Annotated in this window: 19 protein-coding genes; 12 read left to right on the top strand and 7 right to left on the bottom strand. The window is 73.7% G+C overall.

From position 1 onward, the window contains the following. The first annotated feature begins 66 nt into the window (after positions 1-66). Positions 67-1,266 (top strand): hypothetical protein, encoded by a 1,200-nt coding sequence (locus AB0L45_RS29125; RefSeq protein ID WP_365845062.1) that lies wholly within the window; start codon positions 67-69, stop codon positions 1,264-1,266. A 14-nt stretch (positions 1,267-1,280) separates the two neighbouring features. Here the strand turns inward: AB0L45_RS29125 and AB0L45_RS29120 are convergent, their stop codons facing one another. Beyond that, complete coding sequence (locus AB0L45_RS29120) at positions 1,281-2,324, bottom strand: LacI family DNA-binding transcriptional regulator (protein ID WP_365845060.1); 1,044 nt, start codon at positions 2,322-2,324, stop codon at positions 1,281-1,283. Positions 2,325-2,673: 349 nt separating this feature from the next. On the opposite strand from AB0L45_RS29120, the gene AB0L45_RS29115 reads away from it, so the two are divergent. Together AB0L45_RS29115 and AB0L45_RS29110 are read left to right on the top strand one after the other, a co-directional pair. Beyond that, positions 2,674-3,630 carry an ROK family protein gene (locus AB0L45_RS29115; protein ID WP_365845058.1) on the top strand — a complete coding sequence of 319 codons (957 nt, stop codon included), beginning with the start codon at positions 2,674-2,676 and terminating at the stop codon, positions 3,628-3,630. Between the two features lie 167 nt (positions 3,631-3,797). Further along, on the top strand, positions 3,798-5,765 hold the full coding sequence (locus AB0L45_RS29110) for a protein kinase (protein ID WP_365845151.1): 1,968 nt from the start codon (positions 3,798-3,800) through the stop codon (positions 5,763-5,765). A gap of 61 nt (positions 5,766-5,826) precedes the next feature. On the opposite strand, the gene AB0L45_RS29105 is transcribed toward AB0L45_RS29110, so the two are convergent. Further along, a complete protein-coding gene (locus tag AB0L45_RS29105) occupies positions 5,827-7,905 on the bottom strand; it encodes an NPCBM/NEW2 domain-containing protein (RefSeq protein ID WP_365845056.1) in 2,079 nt (692 codons plus the stop codon). A gap of 271 nt (positions 7,906-8,176) precedes the next feature. On the opposite strand from AB0L45_RS29105, the gene AB0L45_RS29100 reads away from it, so the two are divergent. From AB0L45_RS29100 to AB0L45_RS29080, 5 genes are all read left to right on the top strand, one after another. Next, positions 8,177-9,436: an ABC transporter substrate-binding protein gene (locus tag AB0L45_RS29100; protein WP_365845149.1), complete on the top strand. Its 1,260-nt coding sequence runs from the start codon at positions 8,177-8,179 to the stop codon at positions 9,434-9,436. Positions 9,437-9,482: 46 nt separating this feature from the next. Continuing rightward, positions 9,483-10,397 carry a sugar ABC transporter permease gene (locus AB0L45_RS29095; RefSeq protein WP_365845147.1) on the top strand — a complete coding sequence of 305 codons (915 nt, stop codon included), beginning with the start codon at positions 9,483-9,485 and terminating at the stop codon, positions 10,395-10,397. Then, positions 10,394-11,311 carry a carbohydrate ABC transporter permease gene (locus AB0L45_RS29090; RefSeq protein WP_365845054.1) on the top strand — a complete coding sequence of 306 codons (918 nt, stop codon included), beginning with the start codon at positions 10,394-10,396 and terminating at the stop codon, positions 11,309-11,311. The genes AB0L45_RS29095 and AB0L45_RS29090 overlap by 4 nt, the downstream gene beginning before the upstream one ends. 151 nt (positions 11,312-11,462) lie before the next feature. Next, complete coding sequence (locus AB0L45_RS29085; protein WP_365845052.1) at positions 11,463-11,756, top strand: hypothetical protein; 294 nt, start codon at positions 11,463-11,465, stop codon at positions 11,754-11,756. A gap of 73 nt (positions 11,757-11,829) precedes the next feature. Continuing rightward, a complete protein-coding gene (locus tag AB0L45_RS29080; RefSeq protein ID WP_365845050.1) occupies positions 11,830-12,861 on the top strand; it encodes an NUDIX domain-containing protein in 1,032 nt (343 codons plus the stop codon). 100 nt (positions 12,862-12,961) lie between these two features. Here the strand turns inward: AB0L45_RS29080 and AB0L45_RS29075 are convergent, their stop codons facing one another. Continuing rightward, on the bottom strand, positions 12,962-14,335 hold the full coding sequence (locus AB0L45_RS29075; RefSeq protein ID WP_365845048.1) for a dipeptidase: 1,374 nt from the start codon (positions 14,333-14,335) through the stop codon (positions 12,962-12,964). Between the two features lie 187 nt (positions 14,336-14,522). On the opposite strand from AB0L45_RS29075, the gene AB0L45_RS29070 reads away from it, so the two are divergent. The 3 genes from AB0L45_RS29070 (at position 14,523) to AB0L45_RS29060 (ending at position 17,946) form a co-directional block, all read left to right on the top strand. After that, complete coding sequence (locus AB0L45_RS29070; RefSeq protein ID WP_365845046.1) at positions 14,523-15,728, top strand: geranylgeranyl reductase family protein; 1,206 nt, start codon at positions 14,523-14,525, stop codon at positions 15,726-15,728. Between the two features lie 125 nt (positions 15,729-15,853). Further along, positions 15,854-17,284: a sensor histidine kinase gene (locus AB0L45_RS29065; protein ID WP_365845044.1), complete on the top strand. Its 1,431-nt coding sequence runs from the start codon at positions 15,854-15,856 to the stop codon at positions 17,282-17,284. Continuing rightward, complete coding sequence (locus AB0L45_RS29060; protein WP_365845042.1) at positions 17,281-17,946, top strand: response regulator transcription factor; 666 nt, start codon at positions 17,281-17,283, stop codon at positions 17,944-17,946. Before AB0L45_RS29065 ends, AB0L45_RS29060 begins: the two co-directional genes overlap by 4 nt. On the opposite strand, the gene AB0L45_RS29055 is transcribed toward AB0L45_RS29060, so the two are convergent. The 3 genes from AB0L45_RS29055 to AB0L45_RS29045 all read right to left on the bottom strand — a co-directional run bounded on the left by AB0L45_RS29055 (position 17,864) and on the right by AB0L45_RS29045 (position 19,492). After that, the gene (locus tag AB0L45_RS29055) at positions 17,864-18,229 is read right to left on the bottom strand and encodes a DUF6332 family protein (RefSeq protein WP_365845040.1); all 366 of its coding nucleotides are present in this window, start codon (positions 18,227-18,229) and stop codon (positions 17,864-17,866) included. The genes AB0L45_RS29060 and AB0L45_RS29055 overlap by 83 nt on opposite strands. 110 nt (positions 18,230-18,339) lie before the next feature. Continuing rightward, positions 18,340-19,122, bottom strand: coding sequence for a maleylpyruvate isomerase family mycothiol-dependent enzyme (locus AB0L45_RS29050; RefSeq protein WP_365845038.1), 783 nt, complete (start codon positions 19,120-19,122; stop codon positions 18,340-18,342). Beyond that, the gene (locus tag AB0L45_RS29045) at positions 19,109-19,492 is read right to left on the bottom strand and encodes a hypothetical protein (RefSeq protein WP_365845036.1); all 384 of its coding nucleotides are present in this window, start codon (positions 19,490-19,492) and stop codon (positions 19,109-19,111) included. The genes AB0L45_RS29050 and AB0L45_RS29045 overlap by 14 nt, the downstream gene beginning before the upstream one ends. Positions 19,493-19,848: 356 nt before the next feature. On the opposite strand from AB0L45_RS29045, the gene AB0L45_RS29040 reads away from it, so the two are divergent. After that, positions 19,849-21,075: an ROK family protein gene (locus AB0L45_RS29040; RefSeq protein ID WP_365845034.1), complete on the top strand. Its 1,227-nt coding sequence runs from the start codon at positions 19,849-19,851 to the stop codon at positions 21,073-21,075. A gap of 53 nt (positions 21,076-21,128) precedes the next feature. On the opposite strand, the gene AB0L45_RS29035 is transcribed toward AB0L45_RS29040, so the two are convergent. Beyond that, positions 21,129-21,857 (bottom strand): amino acid racemase, encoded by a 729-nt coding sequence (locus AB0L45_RS29035; RefSeq protein ID WP_365845032.1) that lies wholly within the window; start codon positions 21,855-21,857, stop codon positions 21,129-21,131. Positions 21,858-21,940 lie beyond the last annotated feature (83 nt).

Genomic DNA, 21,940 nt, shown 5'->3' with positions numbered 1-21,940 from the left:
CGCACGGCGCGTTTGGATGCGCGTCATCCCGCGTGGGCGGGGCGGCGGTGGTCAGGGGGGAAGAGGATGCGGCGGACGCGTACGGGACTGAGGGCGGCCGTGGTGGCGGCGTGTGCGGCGGGGCTGTTGCTGCCGGGGGAGGCGGCCCGGGCGGACGACGGTGACGTGTCCACGGTCGTCCGGGTGAGTACGGCGGCGGACGGCGGCGAGCTGGGCGGACCCTCGCACATCGCCTCGATCAGCGCCGGTGGACGGTACGTCGCCTTCTGGACGGGCGCGCCGGAGCTGGGCGGCGAGGGAGACAGCGTCCACGCGCTGGCCGTGAAGGATCTGCGGACCGGGCGGGTCGAGCGGATACCGGGCGCCCGGCGGGTGGACGGCGCGGGCATCGACAACGTGCCGCGGGTGAGCGCCGACGGCCGCTTCGTCGCGTACTCCGACGGATTCGCCGGGAACCGGTCCGCGTACCTGCACGACCGCCGGACCGGCCGGACCCGGCACCTGACCCCGCCGCCCGGCTCCCCGGCCGGTGGCGGGAGCGGTGAGGTCACCTCGCTGAGCGCGGACGGCCGTGCGGTCGCCTTCCGGGCCACCGGGCCCGCTCCGGGCGGGCCGACGCTCGACTACGTGCGCGACACGGTCACCGGCCGGACGGAGCTGATCACCCCGCGAGCCCCGGGAGGGAGCGCGAAGTACGGCATCGTCCGTGGTGTGTCGTTGAGCGGTACGGGGCGGTGGGTGGCCCATGTGGTCGACGAGGCGGAGGGCACCGGGCAGGACCTCTTCGTCCGGGACCGGTGGACCGGCGCCGTACGCCGGGCGGACGTGGATCCCGACGGCACACCCATGGCCGACCGCACCCTGCGGCTGGGGGAGTTGAGCGACGACGGGCGTGCCGTGACGTTCAGCGCCCGCGTCCGCCGGGCGTCGCTCCGGTCGGGGCCGCCCGGCTCGTACGGCTATGTACGGGACCTGCGGGACGGGCGGACCCGGCAGGTGGGCAGGGAACGCGGCTTTCCCACGGCGGTCAGCGGCGACGGGCGGCGCGTGCTGGAGAACTACGACGGCAAGCTCACCCTGCACGACCTGTGCACCGGCGAGCAGCACCTGGTCGCGGCCGGCTACCTGAACCACGCCGCGCAGCACGCCCTGAGCCGGGACGGCCGCAGCGTGGTCTTCGGGTCGAACGCGGCGGACCTGGTGCCGGGGGACACCAACGGGGTGTACGACGTGTTCGTGCGCCGCTTCGGGGGCGACGCGCCGTAGCGGCGCGGCGGGCCTCAGGCACCCGCCGGTGGCGGGAGTTCGCCGGAGCCGCGGGGGATGAGGCGGGTGGGGATCTCCTGGCGCTGCGGGGGGATCCCGTCACCGTCCAGGCGGCGGAAGAGCATCGTGGCGGCGGTCCGGCCGAGGCGCGCGGCGTCCTGCGCCACGACCGTGATCGCGGGGGAGACCAGGTCGGCCAGCTCGAAGTCGTCGAAGCCCACCAGGGCGACCGGGCGCGGGCGTTCGGCGAGCACCCGTACCGCCGTGACCGTGACCCGGTTGTTGCCCGCGAACAGCGCGGTGACCGGGCGCGGCCCGTCCAGCATGCCGGTGGCCGCGAACCGTACCCGGTCGGGCGCGGTCGACCCCAGCGACACCCACGCCTCGTCGACGTCCAGCCCGGCCTGCGCCATCGCCGCGCGGTAGCCGCGCAGCCGCTCCCCGGCGGTGTGGATGCGCGGCTGGTCGCCGATGAAGCCGATCCGGCGGTGGCCGTGCGCGATCAGGTGCGCCACCGCGTCGCGGGCGCCGCCGAAGCTGTCGGACAGCACGGTGTCCGCCTCGATGCGGCCCGCCGGGCGGTCCACGAAGACGGTGGCCACGCCCGCCGCGATCTCCGGCTCCAGGTAGCGGTGGTCCTCGGCGGCCGGAATGATCACCAGGCCGTCCACCCGGCGTGCGCACAGCGCGAGCACCAGCTCCTGCTCACGCGCCGGGTCCTCGGCGCTGGACCCGTTGATCAGCAGCGCGCCGTGGTCCCGGGCGACCTCCTCGACGGCGCGGCTGAGCGGCCCGTAGAAGGGGTCGGCGAGGTCCTCCAGGACCAGGCCGATGCTGGCGGTGCGGCCCTTGCGCAGGATGCGGGCGGAGTCGTTGCGGCGGAAGCCGAGGGCGGTGATGGCGTCCTGGACGCGGCGTTCGGTCTCGGGTGTGACGCCGGGTTCGCCGTTGACCACCCGGGAGACCGTCTTCAGGCCGACGCCCGCCCGGGCCGCGACGTCCTTCATCGTGGGCCGGCTGCCGTAGCGGCGGGAGGTGCCCCGGGCGGTGTCGGTCACGGTGCGCGGTCCTGATTCTGTCGGCGGTGGTGGGGTGCCGGAGGCGTACGCGGTGGCCGGGCGGCCCGGGTGGGGCCGTGACTCCGCTGTGCGTTCCGGCTGTTGGTGGTGAGACGGGCGGGACGGGTGTGGCGGTTCCCCCTCCGGTACGCCGATGATGGCTGTGGCGGTGTCCGGGGGCCGGTGCGTGGGGCCGGCCGCGCCGCACCGCCCAGCGGTACCGCGCGGTGCAGCGCGGTACGGCGTCGAGCATAACCTCTGGACAACGTTGTCAATTAGCACGAGACTGGCGTTCCCGTGCCGGGCCCACGCACCCCGGCCCAGGCGCCCACCAGGAGATTCGACACCGATGCAGACGGACCTGAGCGCAGCGCTGGACATCGGCGGCACCAAGATCGCCGGCGCGCTGGTGGACGAGCACGGCAAGCTGCTCGTCCGCACCACCCGGCCCACGCCCGCCGACCGGGACGGCGCCACCGTGCTGCGCGCGCTGGCCGAGGTGGTGGGTGAGCTGACCGCACGCCCCGAGTGGGCCAGGGTGGCCGCCGTCGGCATCGGCAGCGCGGGCCCGGTGGACGCCCGGCGCGGCACGGTCAGCCCGGTCAACATCCCCGGCTGGCGGGACTTCCCGGTCGTCGCCGAGGTGCGGGACCTGGTCGGCGCGCTGCCCGTCGTCCTGGTGGGCGACGGGGTGGCCATGACCGCCGCCGAGCACTGGCAGGGCGCCGCCCGCGGCTACGCGAACGCCCTGTGCATGGTGGTCTCCACCGGTGTCGGCGGCGGCCTGGTCCTGGGCGGCCAGCTGCACTCCGGCCCCACCGGGAACGCCGGTCACATCGGCCACATCAGCGTGGACCTCGACGGCGACCCGTGCCCGTGCGGCGCCCGCGGCTGCGTCGAGCGCCTCGCCAGCGGCCCGAACATCGCCCGCCGCGCCCTGGAGAACGGCTGGCGGCCGGGCCCCGACGGCGACACCAGCGCCGCCGCCGTGGCCGCCGCGGCACGCGCGGGTGACCCGGTGGCCCGTCACTCGTTCGAGCGGGCCGCCCAGGCCCTGGCCGCCGGTATCGCGGCCACCGCGGCGCTGGTCGAGATCGAGATCGTGGTCATCGGCGGCGGCGTGGCGGGCGCCGGCGGCCTCCTCTTCGACCCCCTGCGCCGTGCCCTGCGTGACTACGCCACGCTCTCCTTCGTCCGTGACATCACGGTCGTACCGGCTCAGACGGGCACGGATGCCGGTGTGGTGGGCGCTGCGGCCGCCGCCGCGCAACAGTCCCGTCTCGATGCCTTCGCCCCAACTGCCTGACGGGGGTTGTGCAGCCCCACGTCCCTCTAGGCTGGTGCCGACCATGGCAGGGGACGAGTGGGGCGAACGGGGCGAGCAGCGTGAATGGTGTGAACGGGCCGGGGGACGAGGAGCGCGGCGGCGAGGGCGGCGGCGGTGCGCGTGACGGGGGCGGCGGCGCCGGGGAGCTGACCGGGCGGCTGCTCGGCGGGCGGTACCGGGTCACCGGACAGATCGGGCGCGGCGGTATGGGCGTCGTCTGCCGGGCGGTGGACGAGGTGCTGGGCCGGGAAGTCGCCGTGAAGGTGCTGCGCGCCTACACCGACGCGTCCGCGCCGGAACTGGCCGACCTGCGGACCCGGATGCAGCGCGAGGCACGGGCCGCGGCCCGCATCCGGCACTCCGGCGTGGTCACCGTGCACGACGTGATCGACGAGGCCGGACGCCCGGTCATCGTCATGGAACTGGTCGACGGCCCGTCGCTGGACGACGCGCTCGACCAGGGCGGGCCCATGGACCCGCGCGAGATCGCCGCCATCGGCGCCAAGGTGATGGACGCGCTGGACGCCGCCCACCAGGTGGGCGTGCTGCACCGGGACGTCAAGCCCGGCAACGTCCTGCTGGAGCGCTGGGCGCAGCGTACGGGCCGCCCGGACGCCGGGGTCGGCCGCGTGGTGCTCACCGACTTCGGCATCGCCAGCATCGAGGCGCCCGACGACGGCGCGACCACCCACCTCACCCGCAGCGGCGAACTCGTCGGCTCGCTCGACTACCTGCCGCCCGAGCGCGCCCAGGGACAGCCGCCGTCGCCCGCCTCGGACATCTGGTCGCTGGGCATGACGCTGTACGCGGCCGTGGAGGGCAGCGGCGCGCCGTTCCGCCGTACCTCGGTCTGGTCGACCCTGACGGCGATCGTCTCCGAACCGCTGCCCGCACCGCGCCGGGCCGGACCGCTGACGCCCGTACTGCACGCCCTGATGGCCAAGGACCCGGCCGCCCGGCCGAGCGCGGCCGAGGCACGGGCGCTGCTGACGGCGGTGGCCGACGGGCGCGAGACGGTGCGGCTGGGGAGGGGGACGGGGCCGGCAGCGGGGGCCGGTTCGGGATCGGGGTCGGATACGGGTGCGGGTACGGGGCAGAGCGCGCAGGCGCCGCGGACGCCGACCGCGCCGGACGTCCTGGTGCCGGGGCCACCGGCGCCGCCCGTGCCCACGGGAGCCGGGCCGGCCGGAGGGCAGGCGCCGACCGGGCCGGTCAGTGGTCATGCCCCCACCGGTCCTGTCGCCGCAGAGGCCCCGGGCGCCGGACATCCAGCCCCGAGCCACCCAGCCCCCAACCATCCAGCTCCCAACCACCCCGGCGCCCAGGACACCAGCACCGTCGCGACCACCGGTGCCACCCCGCCTCCGGCGCGGCGCGAGCGGCGTACCGCCGTGTTCGCCGCAGCCGCGGTGGCCGCCGTCCTGGTGGCGGGTGGCGGAGTGACGTACGGGCTCATGGCCAGGGACTCCGGCGGTACGGTCGCGGAGCGGCGGCCCGCCGCGCCTCCGGAGGAGCAGGCCGCGCGGGCGGGCGCGTCGGGCACGCCGCGGGAGACCGGGGACGCGAAGCCGGGCGGCGCGGCGAGCGGAAAGGACGAGGGGGAGCGGAGCGCGGCGCCCGTCACTCCGGGCGGGCCGTCGAAGGATGCCGCTTCCGGGAAGCCGAAGCCCGGTGCCGGCGGCGATCCCGGCAAGGCCGGTGACGGCGGCGCGGCGGCCGGCGGTACGGGCGGTGGGGGCGACGGCGGGCAGGGCGGCACCGGGGGTGCCGCGGCTGGCGGCGGGTCCGCCGCCTCGGGTGGCGGCAGTGCCACCGGTGGCGCCCCGGAGCCGAGCTCGTGCGCGCCGATCGGCGGCGGCAAGGTCAACTGCCAGGTGTGGCGCTCCGCCGCCTCGTACACCGGGTCCTTCCAGCACGTCGGCACGTTGAACGCGGGCACCAACTACTTCTACTGCCAGGCGAATCTGGGGCGCCGCGAGACGTACGGCCGGTGGACCAACACCTGGTGGGCGAAGACGGACGACGACAGTGGCAACAGCGGCGTGTACGTCAGCGCCGTCTACCTCAAGGGCGGCCGGAACGACGCGCCCGTCCCCGGCCTGCCGGCCTGCTGAGCCGGCCGGCAGGGGAGACCGGGCGGGCCGTACGGCCCGCCCGGCCAGGACGTGGGCCGCGTCAGCAGGTGAACTTGGCGTCGGCCCAGTCGGCGTGGTCGTAGTACAGGCCGTCACCGACGTCCTGCACGACGAGCCGTACGGTGTTCGCACCGGAGACGGCGGCGCTGACCGCCTTCGCCGGGTCCGTGCCGGTCAGCTTGCCGCTCTCGGCGGCCTTCCGCCCGTCGGCCCACACCTCGAAGGTGACCGACCCCTGGTCGGCGGTCTCGTCGTCCACGCCCACCTGCGCGCTGAACGCCGAGCACTTCCCGCCCGTGTAGTACGTGATCTCGCTGGGCGCGTGGGCACCCAGCCCCTTGGCGTACGGCACCCCGCCGATGCGCAGCGGCGTCCCGTCACCGGCCTGGGGCCCGCCCACACTCATGTCCTTCTCCACCGGCCCGTACCCGTTGGTGGCGGAGATCCAGGGCAGGTCGCTGGCGTACGAGGTGCCGGCGGGCGGTGCCTGGACGGCGGCGACCGGGACCGGCAGCGTCTGGGTGACCCGCTGCCCGCGTGGTGAACGGTAAGCGGTGGTCAGCGTCAGCTCGTACGTACCCGGCTTGGTGCCCGCGAGGGGCGCGATCCGCCAGGCGGTGGCCAGTTCCTCGCCCGGGGGCAGGACGTGGGTGCCGGTGGACGTCACCGGCTCGACGCGCCAGCCCTGCGGGGCCTTGAGGCCGACCGCGACGTCCAGCGCGGGCGTCCGGCCGAGGTTGCGGGTCAGGGTGGCGACCCGGGCCTCCTTGCCGACCTCGATCGGCGCGACCCGGTCCGCGCCGCTGTCGAGGGCCGGCGGGTCCTGCGGCCACTGGCGGTCGGCGGAGACGCGGTACACCAGCGTGCCGTGGGCCGGTACGGTCCCGGCGATCTCGCCCGCGGTGTGGGTGTTCTCATGCTTCCACAGGTCGCGCAGCCGGTAGCCGCCCGCCTGCGGCAGGCCGAGCTCCTTGGCCGTCGTGCTGATGCGCTGCGGATCGCCGGTCTCGTTGAACAGGGCCACGGCCCGGTCGCCGTTGGCCAGCGGCTTGCTCAGTACCCAGCGGCCGCCCTCGGACTTCAGCACCTCGGCCTGCTTGCCCAGCGGGTCCTGGTCGAGCGCGACGACCTCCTTGTTGTCGAGGATGTCGAACGTCGACTGCGTGGCCTTGCGCAGGTCGGTGCCGATCAGCAGCGGCGCGGCCATCATCGACCACAGCGAGAAGTGGCTGCGGTACTCGGTGTCCGTCATGCCGCCGTTGCCGACCTCCAGCATGTCCGGGTCGTTCCAGTGGCCGGGGCCGGCGTACGGCGCGAGCGGCGCGTTGAACTTGAAGATCGAGACCATGCTGTCCCACGCGTCACTGATGTCACCGGTGGTGCGCCACAGGTGCCCGACGTCCGCCGCCCACTCCCACGGCTTGTTCTCGCCCCACTCACAAATGCTGTAGACGATGGGGCGGCCCGTCGCCTTCAGGGCGTCGCGCATGGTGAGGTAGCGCTTCTTGGCGTCCACCCCCTGGTTGTTGCAGTTGTCGTATTTCAGGTAGTCCACTCCCCAGTCGGCGAACTGCTGGGCGTCGGAGTACTCATGGCCCAGCGCGCCGGGCATCGCCTGGGCGCACGTCCTGGTCCCGGCGCTGGTGTAGATGCCGAACTTCAGCCCCTTGGCGTGCACGTAGTCCGCCAGGGCCTTGATGCCGTTGGGGAAGCGGGTGGTGTCCGGGACCAGTTTGCCGTTGGCGTCGCGCTCCTTCTGGGCCCAGCAGTCGTCGAGGTTGACGTACTCGTAGCCGGCGGCCTTGAGGCCCTTCTCGACGAAGAGGTCGGCGATTCCCTTGATCATCGCCTCGTTGAAGTCGGCTCCGCAGTGGGTGGAGTTCCAGTTGTTGAAGCCCATGGGGGGCGTCTTGGCCAGGCCGTCGGGCAGCCGCGGGGCGGCGGACGCGGCTGTTCCGGCGGAGCCGGCCGTGGTCGTCGGGGTGCCGGGTGGCGTGCCGGCCGTACGGGCCGCGGCGGGCAGGGCGGTGACCCCCGCCGAGCACAGCAGCGCCGCGGACAGGGCCGCGACGACTCTTCGCCGGGCACGCCGGGTGGTGCGGGAGGTGTGCGGGCGCATGAATCGCGTCCTCCGTTCTCGGAGAGTGCAGTGAGTCATGTACCAGTCAATTGCGGGTGTTTACGGTAAGGCTTGTTGGACTGTGTTGGAAGGCAAAGGGCGAATACTCCGGAACGGCCCGCCGGAAGCCTTGACTGCGGCCCTTGTCGGGAGTGAGATCCCAGCACTCGCGTTCGGTTCTGTTCGGTTCCATCGCCGAGGAGGGGGAAAAGACATGGTCCAGATGTGGGAGGACGGTCCGGACGGGCGTACGCGCCGGGCGGTACGCGGGATGTCCCGGCGGTCCGTGGTGCGCGGCCTGGCGGCCGGTGCGGGGGCGGTCGCCCTGCCGTCGCTGCTCACCGCCTGCGGTGGCGGTCCCGGTGACGGCGTCACCCTGGGGTCCAATGCCTCGGACGCGGTGCCGAAGCGCGCGTACGCCGACGCCTTCGCCGCGTACGAGAAGAAGTCGAAGAAGACGGTGAAGGTCAACACCGTCAATCACGAGAACTTCCAGGAGAACATCAACCGTTACCTCCAGGGCACGCCCGACGACGTCTTCACGTGGTTCGCCGGATACCGGATGCAGTACTTCGCGCGCAAGGGGCTGCTCGCCGACATCAGTGATCTCTGGAGGAAGTTCGACGGGTTCTCCGACGCGGTGAAGAAACAGTCCACGGGTGAGGACGGCAAGCAGTACTTCGTGCCGTACTACTACTACCCGTGGGCGGTCTTCCACCGGAAGAGCGTTTTCCGGACGCGGGGTTACGAGATCCCCGAGACCTTCGACCAATACCGCGCGCTGGCCCGGCAGATGCAGAAGGACGGCCTCACCCCATTCGCCTTCGGCGACAAGGAGGGCTGGCCCGCCATGGGCACCTTCGACTACCTCGACATGCGGGCCAACGGTTACGACTTCCACATCGCCCTGATGCGCGGCGAGAAATCCTGGACCAGCCCTCAGGTGCGGCAGGTCTTCGACCTGTGGCGGAGCCTGCTGCCGTACCACCAGAAAGGCGCGAACGGCCGGACGTGGCAGGAGGCGGCGCAGTCCCTCCAGCGCAAGGAGACCGGTATGACGGTGCTCGGACTGCCGCACCCCGGCCAGCAGTTCACCGCCCAGAACCGCGCGGACCTGGACTTCTTCCCGTTCCCCGAGATCGATCCGGCCTACGGCAGGCAAGCGGTCGAGGCGCCGGTCGACGGGTTCCTGATGGCGAAGAAGGCCCGGCACCGCGAAGCCGCTCGCGATCTGCTCACCTTCCTCGCCACACCGGAGGCCGAGCTGAGCTATCTGAAACGGGATCCGAACAATGTCGCGGTCAACAGCAGGGCCGGCACCGGGACGTACGACGCCCTCCAGAAGAAAGCCGTCCGGCTGGTGGCCGGCGCCCGGCAGCTATCACAGTTCATGGACCGCGACACCCGCCCCGATTTCGCCTCGACGGTACTGATCCAGGCGATCCAGCAGTTCATCGGCGACCCCGACGACATCGACGGCCTGGTGAACAGCATCGAACGGCAGAAGAAGCAGATGTTCGCCGCGGACTGACGCCATGACCACCGTCGACCGTACGACCGGCCGGGCGCCGGGAACCGTGCCGAAGCCCTCCGCGCGCCGCCCCGGGCGCCGGGGCCCGCGGCGCCACACCCGCCGCGACCTCGCCGTCCTGTGCGTCCTGCTGGGCCTGCCGGTCCTGCTCGACCTCGTCCTGGTGTGGGGGCCGGCACTGGCCTCCGTCGGCCTGTCCTTCACCGACTGGGACGGCGTCGGCGCCGTCGAATGGGCCGGCCTCGGCAATTACGAGCACCTCTTCGCCGATTATCCGCAATTCTGGCCGGCGGTCCGCAACAATCTGCTGTGGCTGGCCGCGCTCGGCCTGCTCGCCACCCCGTTCGGCCTGCTGCTCGCCGCGCTCATCGACCGCGGCGTGCGCTTCAGCCGCTTCTACCAGTCCACGCTGTACATGCCGGTGGTGCTCTCGCTCGCCGTCGTCGGCTTCATCGCCCAGCTGATCCTCTCCCGCGACCAGGGCGCGCTGAACGCCCTGCTGGGCGCCGAGGAGAACCCGGTCGACTGGCTCGGCGACCCGGACCTCAACATCTGGATGATCCTGCTGGCCGCCTGCTGGCGGCACACCGGCTACGTGATGATCCTCTACCTCGCCGGGCTGAAGTCCGTGGACCCGGAACTGAAGGAGGCCGCGGCCATCGACGGGGCCACCGAGCGGCAGGCGTTCTTCCGCGTCGTGCTGCCTGCCCTGCGCCCGGTGAACGTCATCGTCGGCGTCATCACCGTCATCGAGGCCCTGCGCGCCTTCGACATCGTCTACGCCGTCAACAAGGGCCGCAACGGGCTCGAACTGCTGTCCGTCCTGGTGACCGACAACATCGTCGGCGAGGCGAGCCGGATCGGCTTCGGCTCGGCCATCGCCGTCGTGCTGCTGCTGGTCTCCCTCGGGTTCATCATCACCTATCTCGTCCAGGAGCTGAGAGGGGAACAGCGCCGATGACCCTGCCCGCCGTACGGACCGCGCGCCCGGCGCGCCCTGCCGGGCCGGCGGGCGGCGTGCCCCGCCGCCGTGGCCGCTGGGGCGTGCACCTCTTCCTGCTCGCCGTCTCGCTCGCCTTCCTCGCGCCGCTGCTGCTGGCCGTCTACGCGTCGCTGCGCCCGTACGAGGAGACCGCCCGGGACGGGTACTTCTCCCTGCCGAGCCGGCTCTCCTTCGACTATTACCGGCAGGCGTTCACCGATTCCGGCATGGGCCGGTATTTCCTGAACACGCTGCTGATCGCGGTGCCGGGTGTCCTGATCACCCTTTTCCTCGCGTCCTTCACCGCCTTCGCCGTGGCCCGGCTGCGGCTGCGCGGTTCGCTGCTCCTGCTGATGTTCTTCACGGCCGGCAATCTGCTGCCGCAACAGGTCATCGTCACACCGCTGTACGTGCTCTTCACCAAGGTGCCGCTACCGTACTGGCTGTCCGACTCGCTGACGCTCTACGACTCGCTGTGGGCCGTGCTCGCCGTACAGGTCGCCTTCCAGCTCGGCTTCTGCGTCTTCGTCCTGGCGAATTTCATGCGGACCCTGCCACGGGAAATCCTGGAGGCCGCGGTCGTGGACGGCGCCGGGGTGTGGACGCGCTACCGCCAGGTGACCCTGCCGCTGTGCCGGCCCGCGCTCGCCGCGCTCGGCACCCTGCAATTCACCTGGATGTACAACGACTTCCTGTGGGGCCTGGTCTTCCTCTCCGACGGCGACAAACTCCCGGTCACCTCGGCCCTGAACAATCTGCGGGGTCAGTTCTTCACGGACTACAACCTGCTCGCCGCGGGTTCGGTCGTCGTCGCCCTGCCCACGATCGTCGTCTTCCTGCTCCTGCAACGGCACTTCATCGCGGGTCTGACCCTGGGCGCGAACAAGGGATGACGGGCCGCGCGCCTCGTACGCCCGGGCGCGGGAAATCCGGTGCGCGGCCCCTTGCCGGGTGCGGCGGAGGCGGCGACGCTCCGGCTGAGGCACGCCTTTCGGATCAGCCGGACGGCGTGCTCCGCATCCTGAGCGGGAAAGGGGAAGCGCCATGACGAATGCCCAGATGTGGGCGCTGATCATCGGTTTCGCGTCACCGGTGTTCATCTCCGTCGTCAATCAGCCGCAATGGTCGCACGCCACGAGGACCCTGGTGCAGGTGGTGGTATCGGTGCTGGTGGGACTGGGGAGCGCGCTCTTCGCCGGGGACTTCGCCGGAAAGGACGTGGTGACCAGCATCCTCGTCGCCGCGGTGGCCGCGATCAGCGCGTACAAGGGGGTCTTCAAACCTTCCGGTATCGCGCCGAAGGTGGAAAAGGCCACGTCCGTGGCAGCACGCGGATAGCCCCGGCCCCGCAAAAGTTTCCGTGGCAGGGTGTTACGGGCAACTCACAGGGGTCTAGGGACAAGGGGGCAATGTGATCGTCTGGCTGAACGGCGCGTCCGGTGCGGGAAAGTCCACCGCGGCCCGGCACCTGCTGGATCTGCTTCCCGGAAGCACGCTCTACGACCCCGGACTGGTCGGCAGCGAGCTGCGGCAGATGCTGCCCGCCGCGCGGCTGGAGCAGGCCGGCGGCTACCAGGGCCTGCCGTCCTGGCGCCGGCTCGTCGTGGACACCGCCGCCGCGCTGCTCAACGAGGTGCCGGGGCCGCTCATCACCCCCATGCCGCTGCTGCGCCAGGAGTACCGCGACGAGATATTCGGCGGCCTCGCCTCGCGCCGGGTGTCCGTACGGCATGTCCTGCTGCACGCGGAGGAAACGATCCTCCGCGAGCGCGCGGGCCTCACGGACCGGACCGGGAACCCGGCCGGTGACGCGGCCGCACAGCAGTGGGGCCGGGCCCACCTGGAGTCGTACGAGGACGCGCTCGGCTGGCTCAAGCAGGACGCGCACGTCATCGACACGGCACGGCTGACGCCCCGGGAGACCGCCGAGCGGGTCGCCGAAGCGGTCCGCACCGGCGCCGGGGCCTGCGACATCGTGCAGACACCGGAGCCCACGGCGGAGACCCTGGCGGCCGGGGTGCTGCTCTTCGACGACGCCGACCGGGTGCTCCTGGTGGACCCGACGTACAAGCCGGGCTGGGAGTTCCCGGGCGGTGTCGTGGAGCCGGGCGAGCCGCCGGCCCGCGCGGGGCTGCGCGAGGTCACCGAGGAACTGGGCATCCGGCTGCACAGCGCCCCGCGCCTGCTGGTGCTGGACTGGGAACCGCCGAAGCCGCCCGGCTTCGGCGGGCTGCGGATGCTCTTCGACGGCGGACGGCTGGCGGGCGAGCAGATCCGCGACCTGCTGCTGCCCGGGCCCGAACTGCGGGACTGGCGGTTCGCCACCGAGGAGGAGGCGGCGGACATGCTGCCCCCGGTGCGCTGGAACCGGCTGCGCTGGGCCTTGCGCGCACGCGAACAGGGACGCCCGCTCAATCTTGAGGCGGGCGTCCCTGTGGGATGAGCGGGCGGTGCCGGCGGTCCGGGGCGGCGGTCCGGTGACAGCCGGTCCGGGGCGGCGGGAGAGCCCCGGGCCGGCCGTCAGCGGACACCGTACGGGCGGCTCAGGCGCCGGCAGCCGCGGACTGCTGCGCGTACCGCTGGAGGAACAGCGCCTCGGCCAGCGACAGGCGCTCCAGCTCCTCCGGCGAGACGCTCTCGTTGACCGCGTGGATCTGCGCCTCGGGCTCGCTGAGGCCGATGAGCAGGATCTCGGCCTGCGGGTAGAGCGCGGCCAGGGTGTTGCACAGCGGGATCGATCCGCCCATGCCGGACGTCTGCATCTCGGTACCGTCGTACGCCTCGCGCATCGCCTCCGCCATCGACGCGTACGCCGGGCTGCCGGTGTCCGCGCGGAACGGCTGGCCCTGCCCGACCTGCTCGACGGTGACCCGCGCGCCCCACGGCGCGGCCTTCTCCAGATGCGCGGTGAGCAGCTCCGACGCCTTGGCGGCGTCCGTGCCCGGCGGCACCCGCAGACTCACCAGCGCCCGCGCGCCCGCCTGCACGGACGGCGTGGCGCCGACCACCGGCGGGCAGTCGATGCCGAGGACGGTGACGGCCGGGCGGGCCCAGATCCGGTCGGCGACCGTGCCGCCGCCGGTCAGCCCGACGCCGTCCAGCACCTTGGCGTCCTTGCGGAACTCCTCCTCCGGGTACTGCAGACCGTCCCAGCGCGCGTCCGCCTCCAGGCCGTCGATGACCGTCGAGCCGTCCTCCGCGCGCAGCGAGTCCAGGATGCGGATCAGCGCCGCCAGCGCGTCCGGCGCCGCCCCGCCGAACTGGCCGGAGTGCAGATTGCCCTCCAGGGTGTCCACCTGGACGCGCACCAGCGTCATACCACGCAGCGTCGCCGTCACCGTCGGCAGGCCGACGCGGAAGTTGCCGGTGTCACCGATGACGATGGCGTCGGCCGCCAGCAGCTCGGGGTGGGCCTCGGCGTACTGCTCCAGACCGCCGGTGCCCTGCTCCTCGGAGCCCTCCGCGATCACCTTGACGCTGACCGGGACGCCGCCGTGCTCCTTCAGCGCCCGCAGCGCCGTCAGGTGCATGATCAGACCGCCCTTGCAGTCGGCGGCACCGCGCCCGTACCAGCGGCCGTCCCGCTCGGTCAGCTCGAACGGCGGCGATATCCAGGCGGCCTCGTCCAGCGGCGGCTGCACGTCGTAGTGCGCGTACAGCAGCACGGTCGGCGCGCCGGCCGGCCCCGGCAGGAAGCCGTAGACGGACTGGGTGCCGTCCGGGGTGTCCAGCAGCGCCACGTCCGTGAAGCCCTCGGACCGCAGCGCGCCCGCCACCCACTCGGCGGCGGCCTCGCACTCACTGCGGGGGAACTGCGCCGGGTCGGCGACCGACTTGAAGGCCACCAGCTCGGCCAGTTCGGTCCTGGCCCGGGGCTGCAGCGAGGCGACGGTGTGCGCGAGCGGGCTGTCAGGCATGGAACGCTCCTTGTGGGCGCGGCGTTGTACACGTGGGTCACGTGCGGGTCCGTCCGGCGCGCCGCACCGGACCAACCGTACGTACGGGCGATTGTGGGGCCGATCTTCCCACAGGACGCTCGCCGAAGGGCGGCCCGTAGGATGCGGGCGGTACGCGGCAAGGCATCGAACGGGAGCAGAAGCACAGGTGAGCAGCGACAGCGCAGCCGAGGAGAACCAGCAGGTGTGGGACGTCGTGGTGGTGGGCGCGGGGCCCGCCGGAGCCTCGGCCGCCTACGCCGCGGCGTGTACGGGACGCCGGGTGCTGCTCCTGGAGAAAGCCGAACTGCCCCGCTACAAGACCTGCGGCGGCGGCATCATCGGACCGTCCCGCGACGCGCTGCCGCCCGGCTTCGACCTGCCGCTGCGCGACCGCGTCCACGCGGTGACCTTCACGCTCAACGGGAAGCTCACCCGCACCCGCCGCTCCAAGAACATGCTGTTCGGGCTCATCAACCGCCCCGAGTTCGACGCCCAGCTGGTCAAGACGGCCCAGGACGCCGGCGCCGAGCTGCGTACGGGCGTCACGGTCTCCCGGGTCGAACAGCACGGCTCCGCGGTGCCGGACCGGCGGACCGTCGCCGTGGTGCTGGCCGACGGCGAGGTGGTGCTGGCCCGCGCGGTGGTCGGTGCGGACGGCAGCGCCAGCCGGATAGGCGCCCACGTCGGCGTGAAGATGGACCAGGTCGACCTGGGCCTGGAGGCCGAGATCCCGGTGCCGCCGACGGTCGCCGAGGACTGGGCCGGCCGGGTGCTGGTGGACTGGGGCCCCATCCCGGGCAGCTACGGCTGGGTCTTCCCCAAGGGCGACACCCTCACCGTCGGCGTGATCTCGGCCCGCGGCGAGGGCGCCGCGACCAAGCGCTACCTGGACGACTTCATCGGCCGCCTCGGCCTCGCGGGCTTCGAGCCGAGCATCTCCTCCGGCCACCTGACCCGCTGCCGCGCCGACGACTCGCCGCTCTCCCGCGGCCGGGTCCTGGTGTGCGGCGACGCCGCCGGACTGCTGGAGCCGTGGACCCGCGAGGGCATCTCCTTCGCGCTGCGCTCGGGGCGGCTCGCGGGGGAGTGGGCGGCCCGCGTCTCGGAGGCGCACGACGCGGTGGACGCCCGCCGCCAGGCCCTGAACTACGCCTTCGCGATCAAGGCCGGGCTGGGCGTCGAGATGGGCGTCGGCCGCCGTATGCTCACCCTCTTCTCCCGCCGCCCCGGCCTGATCCACGCCGCCCTGACCGGCTTCCGCCCTGCCTGGCACGCCTTCGCGAAGATCGTCCGCGGCACGACCACACTGGCCGAGATCGTCCGTACGCATCCGGTGGCGCGGCGGGCCATGGGGGCGTTGGACCGGGAGTAGGGGCCGGGCGAGGCCCGGAGCGGGGGAGTGCGGCGGGGCGCGTCCGGCGGCTACTCCCGGGGGAGTACGTCGGATCACCACGCCGGGCTGACGCCCCGTACGGCGCGCCGGTCTAGCGTGGCGGCATGGACAACGGACGGCCGCGGTGGGCGCGGCGCTGCCACGGTCTGCGTCCGGGTGGTCCGCGGGGGAGCGGCTCGCGCCCGGGTGAGCTGCGCGAGGGCGGCCCGCGTCCGGACGGACCGCGCCTGGAAGGGTGGCGGGCGGCGGGCGACGGGGGCTTCGCCGAGCGGGCCGGCGGGCGGCTGCCCTGGGGCTCGACGGTCGGATTGACCCTGTTCGTGCTCGTCGGCACCCGCTTCGCGGCGAAAGGGCAGTCCGACCGCGCCGACCTCGACCCGCTCGCGTACGCGCTGGTGATCGCGGGCGCCGCCCTGCTGCTCCTGCGCCACCGTCACCCGCGCACCGTGGCCCTCGGCACCGCGCTGCTGTCCGCCGGTTACCTCGCCGCCGGTTACCCGTACGGCCCGGTCCTGCTCGTCAGCGCCTTCGGCTGCTTCGCGGCCGTCGCCGCCGGGCACCGCGCGACCGCCTGGACCGGCGTCGGCCTGATCTGGGCGAGCCACCTCCTGACCGGCCACTGGCTCTACCGGTGGCTGCCGCCGCCCGGCGACGGCCCCGCGCCCTGGGGCGAGCAGCTGTTCGTCACGGTCCTCGTGGTGGCGGTCGTGGCGCTCTCCGAGCTGGCGCGCGTACGCCGGGAGCAGTTCGCCCGGGCCCGCGCCGAGCGGCTGGCCGCCGAGCGGCGGCGGGCCGCCGAGGAACGGCTGCGGATCGCCCGGGAACTGCACGACGTGCTGGCGCACAGCATCTCCGTGATCAACGTCCAGGCAGGCGTCGGCCTGGCCCTCCTGGACGACGACCCCGAGCAGGCCCGCACCGCCCTGACCACCATCAAGGCCGCCAGCAAGGAGGCGCTGGGCGAGGTCCGGCAGGTCCTGGACACGCTGCGGACGCCGGGCGACGCGCCGCGCGCCCCGGCACCCGGCCTGGACCGGCTGCCCGAACTGTGCGAGCAGGCCGAAGCCGCCGGCCTGACGGTCGAGGTCTCCGTGAGCGGCACGCGCACCGGCCTCGCCCCGGGGACCGGTCTGGCCGCCTTCCGGATCGTCCAGGAGGCGCTGACCAATGTCGTACGGCACTCCGGTTCCCGTACCGCGCGGGTCCGGCTCGCCCACCTCCCCGACGCGCTGGAGATCACCGTGGACGACGACGGCCCGGCCACCGCCGCCGGGCGCGCCGCGGACATCACCGGGGGCGGTGACACCGGCGGCGGCCGCACCGGTGGCGGCAACGGCCTGCTCGGTATGCGGGAACGCGCTGCCGCGCTCGGCGGCACCGTCGAGGCGGGGCCACGCCCGGACGGTGGCTTCCGGGTGCACGCCCGCATCCCGCTGCGCGCCGCGACACCCGCCGAACCGCCGGAGCCGCGGCGGCCCGGCCCCGGGCACGCTCCGGATACGGTGAGGCCCCAGGCCACCGAGGAGGAGTCGTGATCCGGGTACTGCTCGCCGACGACCAGCTGCTGGTCCGCGCCGGCTTCCGGGCCCTGCTGGACGCCCAGCCCGGCATCGAGGTCGTCGGGGAGGCGGCGGACGGCGAGGAAGCGCTGCTCGCCCTCCGCGACCTGCGTCCCGACGTCGTCCTGATGGACATCCGGATGCCGGTGCTGGACGGGCTCGCCGCCACCCGCCAGATCTCCGAGGACCCCCGCCTGTCCGCCGTGAAGGTCGTCATGCTCACCACCTTCGAGCTGGACGAGTACGTCTTCGAGGCGATCCGCTGCGGCGCGTCCGGCTTCCTGGTCAAGGACACCGAACCGGAGGAACTGGTGCGCGCCGTACGCGCCGTGGTCGAGGGCGACGCGCTGCTCTCGCCGGGGGTCACCCGCCGGCTGATCGCCGAGTTCGCCGCCCGCTCCAAGGAACCGGCCGCGGACGGCACCCTGGCCGCCCTCACCGAGCGCGAGCGGGAGGTGATGGCGCTCGTCGGCATCGGGCTGTCGAACGAGGAGATCGCCCGCCGCCTGGTCGTCAGCCCGTTGACCGCCAAGACCCACGTCAGCCGTACGATGGTCAAACTGGGCGCCCGCGACCGGGCCCAACTGGTGGTCCTGGCGTACGAGTCGGGGCTCGTGCGTCCCGGGTGGCTCGGGTGACCGCCCACCGCGGGTTGCGGGCAGAGACCTGACCTGACCTGAGACCCGGGGCCGGAGTCCGAGGGCCGGGACGCCACCCGGAGCGTCGGCCGGCGAAGCGGCGCAGGACCCGCACCACCCGCCACACGAACGCGGTCCCCGCCGCGCTCCCGGCCGCCGCCAGGATCCCGCCCGTCCCCGTCCGGTCCGGATGCGTGAAGAGCAAGGGGCTCACGACCGCGCCGAAGACGAGGGCGGCCACGAACGCGCCGGTCAGCAGGGCGGACCCGATCTCGACGGTCATCGCGTCGCGATCGGCCTGGGAGCGGGTCGGTGGGCATGGTGACGCCCTGTCATGCGGCGCCCTCGCCGTTGACTCCCGGACCCCGTGTCCGCCCCGCCGCACCGCGTGCGTCAGATGCCCGAGCGCTCCTGCCACAGCCGGGCCAGCCCGGTGTCGCCCGTGAGGGTGATGCCGTCCAGCGATCGCCGGTTCCACAGGGCGAGGTACAGGTCGGGCGCCGGGCCCTCGATCACACAGTCCGCCGCGGCGGCCCCGGAGGCGGCTGTGTCGTCCGGCGCCGGCGCGCTCGGTATGCGCTCGGCGCGCGGCGGCGCGTCCGACAACCGGACCGACCAGGCCGCGTCGGGCACCCCGGGCGCCCCGGTGGCCCGTATCAGAAGCGTCTTGGGCGACTCCGTACGCATCGTGCTGCGCTCGCGCGCCTGCATGCCGACCAGCAGCTCGTCGATGCCGTCGACGGCGAAGGCGGGCGCGGCGGCCGTGATGCCGACGCCGAGCGCCGCCTCGGCGTCGGCGCGGTGCACCGCCGTCTCGTGGGCCTGGCGGCGCGCCCAGAAGGCCAGCGGGGACGGTGCGGGCAGGAAGGTCCAGCACGACAGGTCCGCCGGGGCCGAGCGCAGCGCCCGCACCAGCGTCCGGCAGCCGTCGCGCAGCCAGTCGGCGAGCTGCTCGTCGGGCAGGTCCGGGGCCTCCGGCGGCCGGGACGGCTGCTGAAGTCCCCGGGCCACGAAGTCCGTCGCCCAGCGGTGCACCAGGCCGGTGTGCGAGAGCAGGTCCCGCACCCGCCACTCCGGGCAGGTGGGGACCGGGGCGTCGGCTCCGGCCCGCTCGGCGGCGTCCGCGAGGAGGTGCCCGTCCCGTTCCAAGGACGCGGTGAAGTCAGTGATCTCCATGCCGCTGAGTGTGCCAGCCACCACTGACAACGGCCCGGCCCGTGCCCGGCCGGCCGCGCAGTGCGCGGTGCACCAGCCCGAGCAGCAGCGCGTTGACCAGCGCGGCGACGGCCAGTGTCAGGACCAGGTACCACTGCGGCGACCCGCTCCCGCCCCACAGCGCGTCACCGGCGAGCCACAGCGGGAAGACCGTGGGGGCGGTGAGCAGCGCTGCCCAGATGCCGGCGAACGAGGCGTCCTCGTGCTGCACGAAAGCCAGGTCCACCACGGCGAAGAGCACCGCCGCGACCACCAGCGCCAGGTAGACCAGCGAGACCGGATTGCCGAACATCAGCCGCGCGGGTCCACGCAGCCGAGGTGTGATGCTCATGCAGCCCCCAGGTGTCGGGGTGGCCGGACGGTGCCGGCGTGCGCGTCCCGCGCGTCGGCGCTCTCCGGCCGGATGCCCTGGCCGAATCCGTGACCAAGTAGCCAATTATGGTCCGCATACGGTCCCTTCCGACAGGTCGGGTACCCGGCGGCCGCGTATCGACTCCCGCGTACACGCCGGTACGCACCGTGCGGTAGCCGCACCGGGACGCGTCCGGGACGCCCCGCCCCGCTCACGGGCGTACGGGATGCGCACCGCGTCCGCCGCGAGCGCGTGCTGCCCGGCGCCACGTCCCCCGTCCTCCGGAAGGGTGGCCCGTATTTTGTTTACCGTGGGTACAAAGCAAGAATGGGCCCGTGACCCACACTCGGACAACCAGGCTGGAGCGGGGCCGCAGCGCTCTCGGACCCGCACTGGAGCTCGTACACACCGGGCGCGCGCCCACCCGTGCCGTCCTGACCTCGGAACTCGGCGTGACCCGGGCGACCGCGGGCGCGGTGGCGGCGGAGCTGGAAGCGCTCGGGCTGATCACCGTCGACTCCCGCCCGACCTCCTCGGCGGGCTCCCAAGGCCGCCCGTCCCACCGGCTGTTCCTCGACGAGAACGGCCCGGTCGTCCTCGCCGCGCAGATCCACGCCGACGGCTTCCGCACCGCGCTGGTCGGCCTCGGCGGGCGGATCGTGGCCACCGAGAGCGGCTGCGACACCATCCCCGCCGACCCGGCCCACGTACTTGCCGAAGTCGTGGCGTCCGGCGCCGGGATGCTCGAACGGACCGGCCGGCGCTGCCTCGGCGCGGCGCTCGCCATCCCGTCCGCCGTCGCCGAACCCGACGGCGAAGCGCTCAACCCGCTGCACCTGGCCTGGCCCACGGGCGCCCCCGTACGCCGTCTCTTCCGGCGCGCCCTCGCCGAGGCCGGCATCCCCGGGGTCACCCCGGCGGTCGGCTTCACGGGCAACGACGTCAACCTCGTCGCCCTGGCCGAACACCGGCACGGCGCCGGCCGCGGCGCCCGCGACCTGCTGTGCGTCGCCTCCGGGCACCGGGGTGTCGGCGGCGCGCTGGTCCTGGACGGGCGGCTGCACAGCGGCAGTTCGGGCCTGGCCCTGGAGGTCGGTCACCTCACCGTCAACCCGGAGGGCGCGCCCTGCCACTGCGGCAGCCGCGGCTGCCTGGACGTCGAGGCGGACCCGCTCGCCTTCCTCGGCGCCGCGGGCCGCGCACCGGGCCCCGAGGGCTCGCTGCTCCGGCAGGCCACCGACCTGCTGCGCGAGGAGTACCAGGACCCGGCCGTACGGGCCGCCGCGGACCTGCTGATCGACCGCCTCGGCCTCGGGATCGCCGGACTCGTCAACATCCTCAACCCCGACCGCATCATCCTCGGCGGTCTGCACCGCGAACTCCTGGGCGCCGACCCGGAACGGCTGCGGGCCGTGGTCGCCGAGCGCAGCCTGTGGGGACGCAGCGGCGGCGTACCGATCCTGCCCTGCACGCTCGACCACAACAGCCTGGTCGGCGCGGCCGAACTGGCATGGCAGCCGGTGCTGGACGACCCGCTGGTGGTCCTGGAGGCGGAGGGGTAGGGGGGGAGCCGGGCGGGGCAGGGGCCGGACGGTCGGACGGCCGCCGCGGCACCTCAGCCCCCGGCCGGGCCCCCGCGCCACCGCGGCGCGGCCCGACGGCCGACGGCGGTCTCGAACGCCGCGCGGGCCAGCAGCCGCGTCGAGTCCAGCGTCGGCAGCGGCGAGACCTCCGGTGACACCAGGAGCGGTATCTCCGTGCACACGAGGGCGACCGCGTCGCAGCCGCGGGCCGCCAGCCGCTCGATGACGCGGACGTACTCCCGGCGCGAGGGCTCGGTGAGGACATCGTTCACCAGCTCGTCGAAGATGATCCGGTGGACGGTACGGCGGTCGTCCGCGTCCGGCACGTCGCACGCGATGCCCCGGGAGCCCAGCGCGGTCCTGTAGAGCGGGCCGTCCATCGTGTACGCCGTCCCCAGGACGCCGACGCGGCGGTACCCGTCGCGGGCGGCGCGTTCGGCGACCGTCTCGGCGATGTGCAGGCCGGGCAGCGGCAGCTCCGCGCCGGGCAGCCCGAGCGCCAGGTGGGCGGTGTTGTCCGGACAGACGAAGAAGTCCGCCCCGGCGCGGGCGAGCCGGGCCACGCTCCGCGCGAGCGTCGCCCGTATCGCGAGGTGGTCACCGGCGTCCCAGGCGGGCATGCTCCGCGCCATGCTGATGCAGTCGAGCGTCACGTCCGGGTGGTCGTACGCCCCCAGTTCGGCGGACGCCTCCTGGCAGAAGGTACGGAAGCACAGCGCCGCCCCTTCGGCGCTGTGCGCGAGGATGCCCAGGTGTTCCACGGTGCCTCCAGCGGCTGACGGACACACTGCCGCCATTGTCACCCGGACCACTGACAACGCCCGCCCGCTCCGCCTCCACGCCT

Source organism: Streptomyces sp. NPDC052496 (assembly GCF_040679095.1).
Taxonomy (GTDB): Bacteria; Actinomycetota; Actinomycetes; order Streptomycetales; family Streptomycetaceae; genus Streptomyces.
The sequence above is the reverse complement of the archived record's forward strand: the minus strand, read 5'-3'. Positions and strand labels throughout refer to the sequence as shown.